This is a genomic window from Mucilaginibacter phenanthrenivorans (assembly GCF_024721155.1).
GTDB lineage: Bacteria > Bacteroidota > Bacteroidia > Sphingobacteriales > Sphingobacteriaceae > Mucilaginibacter > Mucilaginibacter phenanthrenivorans.
Genome location: NZ_JAHVAP010000013.1, coordinates 61,098 through 73,830, shown reverse-complemented (window position 1 = coordinate 73,830; position 12,733 = coordinate 61,098). Strand labels below are relative to the sequence as shown.

11 protein-coding genes are annotated in these 12,733 nt (G+C 36.4%); 7 read left to right on the top strand and 4 right to left on the bottom strand.

Translation table 11 applies throughout. The features are described 5' to 3' along the window. The first annotated feature begins 180 nt into the window (after positions 1 to 180). Positions 181 to 1,701: a TlpA family protein disulfide reductase gene (locus tag KXD93_RS25655; protein ID WP_258140387.1), complete on the top strand. Its 1,521-nt coding sequence runs from the start codon at positions 181 to 183 to the stop codon at positions 1,699 to 1,701. Positions 1,702 to 2,198: 497 nt separating this feature from the next. Here KXD93_RS25655 and KXD93_RS25650 read toward each other — a convergent pair whose 3' ends face one another. Continuing rightward, positions 2,199 to 2,879 carry a hypothetical protein gene (locus tag KXD93_RS25650; RefSeq protein ID WP_258140386.1) on the bottom strand — a complete coding sequence of 227 codons (681 nt, stop codon included), beginning with the start codon at positions 2,877 to 2,879 and terminating at the stop codon, positions 2,199 to 2,201. A 15-nt stretch (positions 2,880 to 2,894) separates the two neighbouring features. Beyond that, positions 2,895 to 3,938 carry a T6SS phospholipase effector Tle1-like catalytic domain-containing protein gene (locus KXD93_RS25645; RefSeq protein ID WP_258140385.1) on the bottom strand — a complete coding sequence of 348 codons (1,044 nt, stop codon included), beginning with the start codon at positions 3,936 to 3,938 and terminating at the stop codon, positions 2,895 to 2,897. A 62-nt stretch (positions 3,939 to 4,000) separates the two neighbouring features. On the opposite strand from KXD93_RS25645, the gene KXD93_RS25640 reads away from it, so the two are divergent. Continuing rightward, positions 4,001 to 4,591, top strand: coding sequence for a DUF7103 family protein (locus KXD93_RS25640; RefSeq protein ID WP_258140384.1), 591 nt, complete (start codon positions 4,001 to 4,003; stop codon positions 4,589 to 4,591). A 403-nt stretch (positions 4,592 to 4,994) separates the two neighbouring features. After that, positions 4,995 to 5,768 carry a hypothetical protein gene (locus KXD93_RS25635; RefSeq protein WP_258140383.1) on the top strand — a complete coding sequence of 258 codons (774 nt, stop codon included), beginning with the start codon at positions 4,995 to 4,997 and terminating at the stop codon, positions 5,766 to 5,768. 26 nt (positions 5,769 to 5,794) lie between these two features. Here KXD93_RS25635 and KXD93_RS25630 read toward each other — a convergent pair whose 3' ends face one another. Together KXD93_RS25630 and KXD93_RS25625 are read right to left on the bottom strand one after the other, a co-directional pair. Beyond that, the gene (locus tag KXD93_RS25630) at positions 5,795 to 7,009 is read right to left on the bottom strand and encodes a tyrosine-type recombinase/integrase (protein ID WP_258140382.1); all 1,215 of its coding nucleotides are present in this window, start codon (positions 7,007 to 7,009) and stop codon (positions 5,795 to 5,797) included. Between the two features lie 375 nt (positions 7,010 to 7,384). Then, on the bottom strand, positions 7,385 to 7,714 hold the full coding sequence (locus tag KXD93_RS25625; protein WP_258140381.1) for a hypothetical protein: 330 nt from the start codon (positions 7,712 to 7,714) through the stop codon (positions 7,385 to 7,387). A 700-nt stretch (positions 7,715 to 8,414) separates the two neighbouring features. Between KXD93_RS25625 and KXD93_RS25620 the strand changes: the two genes are divergently transcribed. From KXD93_RS25620 to KXD93_RS25605, 4 genes are all read left to right on the top strand, one after another. After that, on the top strand, positions 8,415 to 8,612 hold the full coding sequence (locus KXD93_RS25620; RefSeq protein WP_258140380.1) for a hypothetical protein: 198 nt from the start codon (positions 8,415 to 8,417) through the stop codon (positions 8,610 to 8,612). Between the two features lie 331 nt (positions 8,613 to 8,943). Further along, positions 8,944 to 11,244 carry a histidine kinase gene (locus KXD93_RS25615; protein WP_258140379.1) on the top strand — a complete coding sequence of 767 codons (2,301 nt, stop codon included), beginning with the start codon at positions 8,944 to 8,946 and terminating at the stop codon, positions 11,242 to 11,244. Further along, positions 11,232 to 11,663, top strand: a complete 432-nt coding sequence (locus KXD93_RS25610; protein ID WP_258140378.1) for a hypothetical protein — start codon at positions 11,232 to 11,234, stop codon at positions 11,661 to 11,663. The genes KXD93_RS25615 and KXD93_RS25610 overlap by 13 nt, the downstream gene beginning before the upstream one ends. Further along, positions 11,660 to 12,679, top strand: coding sequence for a hypothetical protein (locus KXD93_RS25605; protein ID WP_258140377.1), 1,020 nt, complete (start codon positions 11,660 to 11,662; stop codon positions 12,677 to 12,679). Before KXD93_RS25610 ends, KXD93_RS25605 begins: the two co-directional genes overlap by 4 nt. The last annotated feature ends 54 nt before the right edge of the window (positions 12,680 to 12,733 follow it).

Here is a 12,733-nt window from a genome sequence, read left to right as displayed (position 1 = left end):
TGTTAACTTTAAAAAAAATATCAGTCAAATGTCAAAATGATTTAAGAAATATTGTAGTTATTCTGCTACGTAAACGGACGGTTTCCTAAAACCGGATAGCAACTATATTGCTTTATTGTTTCGTCATTTAAATTAAATGAGTATTTTGGATTTTTTGAAACGGACCTAATCTTGTCAGATATGAAAACATTTAAATGTTTAAAACTTCTTCCAATATATTTTTTACCACTGATCTCTTTCGCGCAGGCTAAATACGGGGGCGAATTTGCAGTCGACATTTTTTTAAAACCGAAAGACAGCGTTGAGATAACAGGCAAGGTTTTAGGATATAAACCAGGACAATCCGATAATTTTATAAAGATCTCAACATATGGAATTAACGGAGAAAAAAAAATAAAATCATATCAGCTTAACAGAGATGGCACCTATCGCTTTTCTATATTCCAGTCGTTTGGAGGTGATATAGAATTTGGGTTTGCTGATGCCTTGGTAAATCTATTTTTAAATGGTAAGGAGAAAGTTATTATAAATGTAGATAACGAAAAGGCCACAGAGGGGAATGATTATAAAAATGCCATTGCAGTTGAGGGTCAACTTTCCGCAGTTAATTATCAAATATTGGCTTTTCAATCCGCATTTTACTCACACAAATTTGAGCGGAAAGCTGATTTATCCGACAAAACCCAATCTGATAGTTTATATGCCGCCAAAAGATTGGAAAGGTTAAAAGAAGAATTGGGCTTTTTAGAAAACTATATAAAGCAGGAAAAAATACAGGACACAACATTTATAAATTGGGAAAGAAACAGCCTTACTTACAATGCGGGAAAGGATATTTTGTTATATCCTTTTTTTGGAAAACTTAATAAAAGTATCTCAACAGACAATCTTTTAAAGTTGATAGCACCGATTCCGATTGTCAAATATTCGGCTTTACACAATTCAGCCTATTATGATTTCCTGCAAATGCTTGCCTCCGACCACGGGATTATATATTCACTTAATCCCCAATATAATTCCGTTTTAAAAGAAAACGGATATAATTTGTATCCATTAATTCTAAATGCAATTGATGATATTTCTTCCGGAATATGCAGGGAGTTATTATACTACGATATTTATCCCGACAATGCTCTTGCCGCCAGGTCTGGGAATGTTGTTTGGGAGAGATTTAATTCCACCGTCGAGCAAAAAGTTTTAAAAGACCTGTTAACAGAGAAGAAATTACAAAATGATGCAGGATTTAAAAAATACTCTATTATTGATCGTATAAATCATTCCGCAATCCATGATACTTTAAAGCATCGCCTGGCCGACTCATTCGTCAAATTTAAAGGCAGCAATATCTATGTCGATTTTTGGGGGGAATGGTGTGGGCCATGCATGCAGGAATTTCCAAACTATAAACAATTTATTTCTTCGTTTAGTGGTAAGCCGATAAAATTTGTGTTTTTTTCAACGTACACATCCATTGAGAGAATGTTAGCAATAAAAAACAAATTCGGGATAGACGCGACATTCGTTAATCTTTCAAAGGATGAAGTAGCTGTTATGAATAATGTTTTTGAATTCCACAGCTATCCATCCCATTTTTTGGTTAACAAAGAGGGCATAGTGGTTAATAATGACTCCGAAGGCGTTAGAAATGAATCAGGGGTGAAGAATACGTCGAAGTTAGTAACGAATCTGTTGAAATTATAGGGTTGTTTTGTCTCAAAATTGAAACTACCTTGAAAAACTACTCGACTGGTGGGTTGTTTCATATGTTGAATTAATAATTATCTATTGTCCAGTATTGTCGTAGAAAACAAGATAGAACCGTACTGACCGTTATAGGGTGACAAAACCTTTTCCGGTTCCTGATCCGTCCACTTTAATGTGTATCGTATTGCCGCTATATTCCTACGGATTACGAATATGAATTTGGGCTAAACAATAAATTTCACGTTCGCTTTATCTTACCTATATTATCTGCCAAGCTTGAATCATTTCAAGTTCGTTGTGCGCTAAAAATTCAGCGCGATTATAAACACGGTCAGTATTTGTCTTCTTAACGTATGCCCGCTATCTTTTTGATTTTTTTTTAAACATGTTAAAATAATGGCACCTTTGACTTCTCGGATATTTTGAGGCACTCAAGAATGGAATTGATTCGGTGAAAAAAACTCCAAAGACTCAATGCGCATTATGATGTCAAGTTAATACTCTCTTTTTTTAAGCCTTTCTGCTTTGCTAACCTTGGAATAGTGAACTGTTGAATCGGACATGATCCAATAATACTTTTTATAATAGTTGCTATAAAGCCAACACGTCCATAACCCAGGCAAGAGGGCTATTAGGCAAACCAAAATTCGACACCAAATTGCCCATGCTGTCCAGCAGACAGAATGATAAGTGAAGATGAAAAATGATATCAACAGCAAAGTTTGTAACGTTGCGATGCCAAAAATGAACATTCGGTTGAATTCCGGGAGAAAATCCCAAAAGTTTTGCCCGGACGGGTTAAAAGACATTGTGCCAAACATGTCTTTATATTCTTCGCCTAATGTTGCTTTTCGCAACTTATAGATAACCAACTGATCTCGTCGGAAACTATAACCGATATTGAGAACAACCGTTGCCAAAAGTGTCAAAATTAATTCACTAATGAGCAACGCGCCGAAAAGATGCGTAACTGCATAGCTTACAATATCCTTTGTCGATTTGGGATCGCGCATAGTGACCCAAATCTTAGCCTCGGGCGATGTGTTTGCGTAGATGTAGCCATAGCCGATCAAAACCACAAGTATGGCGGATAGAAACTGAATGAATAGTAATTGTCCGTGGTTTTGATTAGTGGCGAATTGATCGTTAAATGACTTTAGCAGATCATCTCTCATTTTTTTGTTCATAGGTCAGAGTTTAAAAATATTAGGAATAATGTTCTTTGGTCTATAGTTTTTAATCTCACGGATGCGAGTAAAAACCGATTCGTCGATTGTTTGACAATCTTTTTGCAAGGGATTTATCGGTCGCAGAAGCCAGCCGCTAAACCAGTAAGGGAAGGTGAAGGATTTATGTGCCTTGTCCATTATGTGCGATTTATGTTCTTTCAGTTTCGACGTTTCAAAATGCAAACCACAAGCTTCAGCTTTTTCGGCCATCCAGTGTAAAGCATGGTTGCTTAAACCGGTTTCAGGATAACCGCCGCCTATGTCGCTATGGACTCCAGAAAACCAGCGTTGCTCTAGGTCAATTGTCGCCCCGTGCTTTTTATTATCACTAACCGCCCAAAGCTCGGGAGCGAAATTCGACCGATGTTCGTCAATGGCCAGCGCATGATAAGCGTAATCAATTGTCGAACTCAGCGTTGTATCATGAAATTTATATTTTGCCTTGTTATACATTTGCCATAGGTGAAGCGGTATTCCAAGCGCACCTACGGTATCCCAAACGCCGACAAATTTTATTCTCGTGACATTTTCAAAACAATAGTTTTGACGAAATGAACGCATTAAGTCACTTTCAGGCTCAGTGTAATCATTCCTGTTTCGGTAAAGGTCATAGGCTTTATCGACCAGGTGAATATAGTCAGGCCGTAAAATGCCGCAACAACGGATAAACCCGGCTAAACTGCGTGCTGTGTACGCTCCGCGACTGAAACCAAATAAGTAAATATGATCGCCAGGCGCATAATTGAGCATTAAAAATGTATAGCAATCTTTGATTTTCTCATCCAGGCCGGCACCTGTCAAACCGCCGGTTACCTTGTCCCATATACGATAACTTGACCCTACGCCTGTGTCGTACACCTTCAGTTGTTCAATGCCATTTTTATCTTTTGGTGCAATCGCATCATAGAGGTAGCATACATTCGAATACAAAATGTGGCCTTCAGCATCACGCTCTGCCGGTTTGTTCCAAGTGCCATCAGTACAGGTGATAAGTCGTTTAAACATTGTAGAAAAGGTTTGGTAATTAATGCTAATTTACTATATTAGATTTAACTAAACAACATCACATGCCCAAGAAATTTTCTTTACAAGTTCGTCATTACTTTGATGATCCTTTAGCCATTTTTAAACTGTTTGAACGATTTCTGGCCTTATTCTGCGTATTCATTCCCATCATACTCTATCTGACAGACGATAGGGATCGCGATGGTCATTTACCTGGGCCACGGGGGAGTATCAGCGATTACGTTTACATGTGCCATAATTATGTTTTTGGGATGTTGCTTGGAATTGCGGCAATGCTCTTTATAGTAAATGGCTTTATTTATTTCAAAAAAGAAGATAACTCAAAAGATTCAACAGGAAAATGGTATAATATTGGAATTGGTTTGTCCCTTTTAGGCGTCGTATGTTTTCCGTGGCGCGAACATACTATTGTTCATTTTAGTTTTGCCGGCATCTTCTTCGTGGGCAACGCGTTAGCCACCGGTTTTTTCCACACAAAACGATGGCCTAAATCGAACATCACAATGTCCGTATTGACCGTCGTTGTCCTTGCGTTGCATTTTGCCAAATTTGCACCTTGGCTGACGCTATTTTGGGCGGAATGGGTGTCTTTGGCTGTAGTCGGCGTCCATTTTTGGCTGGAATCCTGGTAACATATTTTATCTCCTTATATCGGCCACAGATTGTTTGCGGGGCAATCATGCGACCCAAATCGTATAAAATATACTTCAACGGAGTTTATAAAGTAGAGATTCAAAATGATTTTGAATATAGATGGGATGTAAATAACTGACCGATTCTACCGCAAGAAATTGTCGACGATATCGGTTTTCTTATTGAAAGTCGTTACAGTTGATTGACATTTTTGCAGTTAATTCTTGATTTTTCTAATTTTATGATTATAATTGTTTGTGCTCATTGGCAAGCCCGCTCGTTCGTGCAAAGATTTCATCAGCCAATAGATTAATAATGCAAACCTGCCAAGCTTATTATCTAACCAAGATTACGAACGCTAATACTATTAGATAATGAATTTGGCCACAAAAGGTATGTATTATGAAAGCTATCGACTACTTCAAACTCCAAGCAAAAAATCTTTTTAAAGATTACAAAACCCAAACGCCTTACTCCGATTCAGTATTGGACGGTCAATTGTATACATACAATCCGAAATATTTCGATGTGGATGGCATTGTACTGGACTTCAATATAGATGAAGATGATTTTAGCTTGATGAACGCCCAACACGTCATTGCTCAATTGGCTGGATTTAGCAAATGGACAGAGATGTTAAAAGCTTCTGAAATTGAGCTGGAACTTGCAAAGCTTTTATTTGATAACCAGCATAAAGTTAGTGTCGAGGAATGGGAAGACTACATTACGAGCGCTCAATTAGACACCAACATATTTCTTAGTCCCAAACTTAGGCTAGAGATTTTCAAACAGGTGTTTGCTAATGTTGATGGCCATGAAAGCTTTGTTCAGGATTATCGACTAAACCCGAATAGCGAAATTAAAGCACAATCAAATCAAACGCCACCTGTAAACCGATTAATTTCCGCGCTTCCCTTAAAACCGAAAGATCGCGCTGCGTTTGTCGAAGCCGCCGAGAAAGTCTTTGAAACTGTTTTTGCACGACTGAACCCACTTCATCCCGAGTTAACCCGAAAACTTTGGAATTCAGAATATTATATTGATGAAGTTCTGTTGAAACAGGATATGCTGCCAATCGACTATGACTACGTGCTATCTTTGATTGATGCTTCCTTGGTTCACCACGTCATTGACCTGGCAACGGACGCAGATCTAATGGCTGTAAATTTAAATTAATAGTCAAAATACAGTTGCTGCCTGTGTTACGTCCTTGGCCATGACTTTGTTTTCTGGTCATTAATCAAATCCGTGGCCGTATTGATTGCAGCCAAAACGGGATCATTTGAAAGTCTCGCATAAATCCCTGTCGAAACCTGGCTCTTGTGATTTAAAGCTTTTCCAATGATTGGCATACTTGCATTGGTAATAGCCATATAGCTTCCAAATGTCCGTCTTAAATCATGTATCCGAATGTCGAAAACATTCATTCTTGTTTTTATGCGGGTAAAAGCTTTTTTTGGGTCTCTAAAATAACCATCTTTTCCTTCTCCCGGAAAAACGTATCTCGATGGCGACTTGTAGAATTCGTTGAATGCTGCCCTTGTAATGAGAATTTTATAAGCTGGGTCTGACAAGGAAACAACATTAACCTCTCTGTTTTTCGTCTGTGTTTCAGGTAGCCGCCAGCGTCGAAAGTCAAAATTCAAAGCGGTGTATTCCATTTTTAAAACATTTGACTTTCGTGCGCCAGTATAAAGGAAGGTTTTAAATAAATCGGCCACCGTTTTATTTTCTGCGTTTAGGGCAGAAAAGAATAATTTAAGTTCACCAAGGTCAAAGAAACGATCCCGACTAACGGCGGGATTCTTTTTTAAGCCTACACACGGGTTACTGCCATTTACATGACCTTCCTTAATGCCGAAATTGAATACAGCGCTGACAATAGTAAATATCCTATTGGCTGACCCATGACTCTTTTTTTTGAGATCAGGCTTAGAATACCTGCTTTCTTTCTGACCAATCGCCGCGTGTAAATTACGAGCGTCCTGTTGCGTTATTTCGTGAGCCTTACGGCTTCCCCAAATCGGTAAAATATGTTTTTCAAACGTTTTTCTATTCTCTTCAGGTCGTTTTGTAAGCTTTATCGCATGACCTTTATAGTAGTGTTCGTAAAGTTCCCGAACAGTCATAGCGTTTCTCGCCTCAATTTTTTCTTTATGAGGGTCGTTACCTAATTCGATCTGGGCATTTAAATCTTTAGCGCGCTTTCTAGCGTTTTCAATTGACAAGCGGCTATAACTGCCAATTTTAATTTTTTGGTGCTTGCCTTTTACTTTCCTGTCCAAGAAAAATGTCTTGGCTCCGCCAGGGTAAATGGCCAGTTTAAGACCAGCGGTTTTAGGATCGGCAATATGGTATCTTTTTTCTTTGGGTTCTAACTTATCTAACGCTTCTTTTACAAAAGGTGTAAATTCCATATTCACGCATACCTCGAATTCAGTTCCACCTATGTTCCACCACTGCTGTTAATGCACGTTGTTTTCTGGTTAAGGGACTTTACCACAAAATCTATTTAAAACAAGAAAATAATGGTTTGGGTAATGCTTGGTTAAGGCTATTAAAAGCACTGCCACCAAATTGGTAAGGGAGAGGTCGGCAGTTCAATCCTGCTCAACAGCACCATTATTTCAAGTATTTAATTATTTGCTTGTTTCAATATTCAAGAATGGTTCCACCTATGTTCCACCATAAAAGTTAATATGAGTCAAATTCCATTAATGCAAAAATGAATAATTACGGGGTTAGAGTTTGCCCGAATTCAGTTAGTAAGAACGGGATTCCTGAAATCTCAGCTATTTTTGCTCAATTTTCGCTATGATTTTTTTATGCCCTTCTATCGCCTTGGCCTTTGTTTTCCAGCGGAATATTTCTATCTCGACCGGGCCATCAAACATCGCGGTTTCATATAAGATTGGTAGTTGTTCTTTTGTGGAGTTGCGATCAGACTGACTGAAATCTAATGCAAGGAAAACAGTAGAGATTCGGATATTCCCGATTGTTGTTGTTAAGACACGTCTATTTTCTATTTTTTTATACCATTTTTTCCATTCAACGGTGTCATCGACCTTTTTAGGATTTCCGTCGGTGTCTAGAATGTAAAATCCAAAATCGATTTTTTTCATCGCCTACCATACTACACATTATCTTTTAATTCAAGACAGCAGCTTATAACCGAAGTAACCGCCAGGATAGTTTGTAGGTATGGCGTCCCCTTAGAGCCGAGGTATTACTTACGACGCATAGCTTATGCTACGAACAGATGTTGTTATCCTTAACGCGAGTCGCTGTTAAGATTGAATAGTTCCCGTATCGCTCAAACCTTTATATTTGAATATGGAGTGGGATGTTCCAATACTCGGTTTTCAACTTGTTTATGCCAGCAAACTGCTATTCTGCGAAGCGGTCATGGCACCCACATCCTACAAAATTTAATTTAATGGAAATTTTAAGGCTGAAATAGAAAATGACTTCGAATTTGGCTGGTATACGATGCAAGGAACTATCTTGCCCGATGAAATCGTAGGCAATATCGGTTCTTGTATTGAAGGAAAATTGTATTAGGAAAACTACTTGCCTTTTACACAATAAATCTTAAACCAATCTTTGAGCAGGATTCCATTTTACGCCTCTAATTAGTTGTTTTTCGGTGATTTATTGGGTTAAATCTGAAGGGTCATGCCCCCAAATGTGCCCCCAATCATCAGTTAAGTAACATCGTCTTCTATTAAATTATAATAACAGCCACCGAAAAAATCAACTTCTCATTTGACAATTTAATTGAATTTCTGGTATGATTTACACAAAGAAAAATGGGGGGAGCAAATGAAATTAATTTTAGATATACCGCTAAACAAGGCTTTTGATTTTTTGACCGTGTTAAAAAATTATCCCGATATTAAAACGATGCCTTTATCGTTGTCCGATGCAGAGGAATATAATACTTTTGAAACGGCTTTAATTACGGCGGCTAAAATGAGAGCCAATAGATTTAACCGTCGAAGCAAAATTGCAGTAAAATAATTCGTCGCTATTCCCTAAAGCATTCATATCTACTTATGATGGTTGACGCTACAGTTCGGTAAGGGAGAGGTCGACAGTTCATTCCTGTTCGGCAGCACCATCTTTTCAATCATTTAATTAGTCAAGAAGTGGAAATTTCAAAATTGGTTCCACCTATATTCAGCCACAAAGGATAATACGAAATAAGACTTATTTATTTGTGATCATTAGGCACCAAAACATTCTGGTTCATAAGAGCAATACATGCTACGCTACGTTTATTAAAAAATAAATTTATAAAGCATTGATTATTAAAAAAATAAATTAATATATTTATAAATCCTGAATCTTTATGGCAGAACTAGACCAAAATCAATCAACGCATGATTTTTATCGGCTGAGCAAAAAAATTGCACATGTCTATTTTTCGAATTTGAGATTTAAGCTCAAGAACGATTGTGTTTGTCGCCTAATATCGGATACGTTTCCAGGTGTATCAGCCATGTCAATCTTGCTTTATGAAAGTAAGGAAGATGCTTTGATTAATTTTGGACATTATTTGAATCCAGAACTTGCTGCTGCGGTTTTCAATGAAAAATCAATAGTATCTGAGGTAATTTTAAAAAACATTTCATTGTTTGAATATTTTGCCTTCAACTATGAATTAAATGATTTAGTGAATTGCAGTTATACCGACTTTAATGCCTATCCGTATTTCAAAACAGAAGTGTTTCATGGCGAAGTAAATCAAATCATGACTGCTGAGGTTTTCGAAAAAATTCAACAAGGATTTACGAATGAAGTCTATACTCAATACTTAAATTACAAGGCGACTATTGCAAGGAAAGATGTATATTCCTTAGAAAACCCCGATACCATGTCAGGGCGCTATTTCCATGACCTAGTAATTAATGCCATTGACGAAAAGAATAAACATGACAAATTTGCTTATTCGTATGAAATTGAGCACCAGAATAAGATATTAAACCGCGTTTACGAGGATGAATTATTTGTAAAAATTGGGGGTGAATATTCTTATTACGCGATACCACTATATGTAAGTAAACGATTTATAGGAATTATTAGATTCATAGCTCACGTTAATATACCCCCATCATCTGAAACCAAAGAGTTTCCTAAATACCTTTTTAATCATTTTCCCAATCACTTTGAGAAAAATGGATTCCATGAAATCGCCGATATGATTGCGTTACATATTGAAAATGACTATGGAAGTTATGAGTTAAGGAAGAACAATAAAAGTAAGCCTCCGAAATTTAGTGAATATGCTGACATGCTTAGTGATGCGATTAACTGTAAAGCATGTATTATTAGGGGCAGTGAATTAAAAGATGGCCGTTCTCACTTTTTAGGTTGGACAAATTATGTCGATAAGTATGTCGCTCGAATTAGCGAGCATGATCATTTTATTGAAGGTAAAATGCAACTGAAGAAGCTTTTTAATCTTAGGGATTTTGAAAAAAAGAGTAGCGATAACGAAATAATTGCGTTTCAATTTGAAGTTTCCTCGTCAAGGATTGAGAACGTCGCGAAATTGTATTTTTCTAAAGCACTTGTTAGTACGGCTGAAATAAACGCAATAAGTGAAAATAGTTTGGCGATACTTAAAAATTTTTTTAAAAAAGACCTTTTATATAGCTTGGAGGAGTTAAAATTAAATTTTTTTCTAATTGTTAAAATACCAGGAATTGATGAGAGCTATATTACTTTTGCTAATACTAAATTCAGGCCAATAATCACAAAGGATTTAGATATAGTATACCCACAAATAAATAGGCTAGGCTCAGAATTGTTTATAAAACAAGGCGAACTCCTGAATAAAAAAGCTGATTTGCTTTCTACGATTTATCATGAATTGGAAACACCAGTCCAACTTGCTTTTGAAAAAGCTAATACTTTGATAGTCGAAATAGACGAATTGCTCGATCTTCCGCCATACGAACAAACTATTCGCGTAGGCCAAATTCTTACGGAGCTACGTAATTCACGTACCAGTCGCCCAAAGGAATTTATGCGACTTATGGAGTTTATAGATTCAAGATTTAAATTATTGACGATTACAAACGACGTCGATAGAAACCTAAAATTTCCCAAATTGTCTATTCCATACAAATTTGTAAATGAAATTGAGGGTTATATTTCAATATTTAAGGAATATGCGAATAAAAGATTCAAAATACAAATTGTAAAAAATTGGAACGATAGCATCGGCGATTATGAAATCCATCAAAATGATGAGATTTTTTTAGGACTCTTTATGTATTTGATGAGAAATGCACTAAAGTATAGCTATCATCCAGCGCAGCGACAACAACTTGTCCCTGATTATAGTCAATATTACGAAAAAGAATCTGATGGCCACATTAAAGTTACGTGTTTCATTGAGGCAAATGAAATAGGGTACATCATTACGAATTGGGGAAAAAAGATACTGAAAGAAAACATCAAAGACATATTTAAATTGGGATACAGATGTCCCATTGATCCTGAGTTTGAAGCAAGCGATAATCCGATCAAAGGTCAAGGAATAGGACTTTATTACGCAAAAAAATTTGCCGATATCATTAGCGCCAACATTACAGTTAGTGCCGACGGGCCTAAAACAGAATTTAGAGTTTCATGGAAGAAATAAATAGGACCTTTTTAATTATTGTCGTTGATGATTCCTTAAGTTATCGTAATTACATATCAAGTAAGCTGGAAACGATGCCAGGAATTAGTATAATAGTTCTATCCGCCGCAACAAAAAATTATGCATTTAAACTGTTTAAGGAGAATCCAGCAGTTGATTTGCTCGTCATTGACCTGGATTTAGATGAAAATGCCAAGCGGCAGAGCTTGGAATCAAGACTTGGCATCGTACTAATGAAAGAAATTCGGAAGTTAAATAAAAAAGTAGGCCTTATTGCTTTTACAGGTGACGGGACAAACGAGGCCAAGCGCCTTTGTGCTAAACTTAAGGCGACTCACATAAAAAAATATTCTTTGATTACTCCATCAAGGCTTTTATTTTCTACTATCTATGAATTTTTAATCAAAAGCAACTCATGAAAACTTTATCAGAGTTTTTCTTCCTAGTAGTGGAGTATTGTTTTTTCCCAATAGCACTTTTCGTGTTTACGTCAGCTTCTGATTCTAAAGAACATAATCATCACGCCGAGGATGACGAATTTCAAGACGAAGGGTTAGTAGGGCCGCAATATATGACGAAATTAAAAACATCTGGCCACGAATTTGTATTGATAGAAGGCTTCGCACTGATTTCAATTCTAGTCAGAATTGGTACAGATAAAACCATTAGCGTTTTTAGCGAAATAACGCCGAAAGGAATGTACCCGTTAAAAATTTGTTACCTTTTAGCATGTTTACTATGGTTTTATATGTTCATTATTTTTTTTAAAGGAATTCTCTTGAGGGGGCGTAAAAGTCTTCCAAATACGAAAATATTTAAAGAAAATTATTTTAGTTTCTTTTTTGCCTGGTGGTATACGATAATAATTCTCGGTATCTATTCGGGTTTTATCTTGGATCATCTCTTGACGAGCATACTTGTTATTGTAGCAAGTATTATTCTTTCCTATGTGGAGATGGAGAAAATTTTATACACACATTTTATCTCGTTTAATGTTATGTACAGAGAGGTAAATGACTTGATTAACACTTCAGAATATCGAAAGGCGCAAAGAAAAGGGGTCAAATTGTTAGAGCGATTAAACAACGAAAATAGTAGTGAATATTATGACAGAATGGTTAATACAGTCATTGATGTGGGAACAAGTTATTTTTTGGATGGCAAAGATGAAAACAGCAAAAAGTTTAAGCGCACCAAAGCAGGGATAAATTTTATGTTAAATTTTGTTAAAAATCCAGCATTCTCAAAAATGGAGAGCAACTATATAGAAAAGAACATGTTTTATTATACATTAGCTGGATTGTATTACAAAGCAAAAGACCTGGCAACGGCCATTAAAATTATTTCAGAAAATATAACTGACGAACTGGATAGAAATTTATATATTGATTGCATAAATAGTCACTCGTATAATAAAATTATTCGCAAAAGGTGATTTTGTAATTTGACTTGTATTTATTATTTGCAGTATAAACAATTGTTGAACAGA

What these genes read in the sequence shown, in the direction of transcription:
- KXD93_RS25610 (WP_258140378.1), top strand. Translation starts at nt 11,232, where the DNA reads ATGGAAGAAATAAATAGGACCTTTTTAATTATTGTCGTTGATGATTCC.
- KXD93_RS25630 (WP_258140382.1), bottom strand. Translation starts at nt 7,009, where the DNA reads ATGGAATTTACACCTTTTGTAAAAGAAGCGTTAGATAAGTTAGAACCC.
- KXD93_RS25605 (WP_258140377.1), top strand. Translation starts at nt 11,660, where the DNA reads ATGAAAACTTTATCAGAGTTTTTCTTCCTAGTAGTGGAGTATTGTTTT.
- KXD93_RS25655 (WP_258140387.1), top strand. Translation starts at nt 181, where the DNA reads ATGAAAACATTTAAATGTTTAAAACTTCTTCCAATATATTTTTTACCA.
- KXD93_RS25650 (WP_258140386.1), bottom strand. Translation starts at nt 2,879, where the DNA reads ATGAGAGATGATCTGCTAAAGTCATTTAACGATCAATTCGCCACTAAT.
- KXD93_RS25615 (WP_258140379.1), top strand. Translation starts at nt 8,944, where the DNA reads ATGGCAGAACTAGACCAAAATCAATCAACGCATGATTTTTATCGGCTG.
- KXD93_RS25625 (WP_258140381.1), bottom strand. Translation starts at nt 7,714, where the DNA reads ATGAAAAAAATCGATTTTGGATTTTACATTCTAGACACCGACGGAAAT.
- KXD93_RS25640 (WP_258140384.1), top strand. Translation starts at nt 4,001, where the DNA reads ATGCCCAAGAAATTTTCTTTACAAGTTCGTCATTACTTTGATGATCCT.
- KXD93_RS25635 (WP_258140383.1), top strand. Translation starts at nt 4,995, where the DNA reads ATGAAAGCTATCGACTACTTCAAACTCCAAGCAAAAAATCTTTTTAAA.
- KXD93_RS25620 (WP_258140380.1), top strand. Translation starts at nt 8,415, where the DNA reads ATGAAATTAATTTTAGATATACCGCTAAACAAGGCTTTTGATTTTTTG.
- KXD93_RS25645 (WP_258140385.1), bottom strand. Translation starts at nt 3,938, where the DNA reads ATGTTTAAACGACTTATCACCTGTACTGATGGCACTTGGAACAAACCG.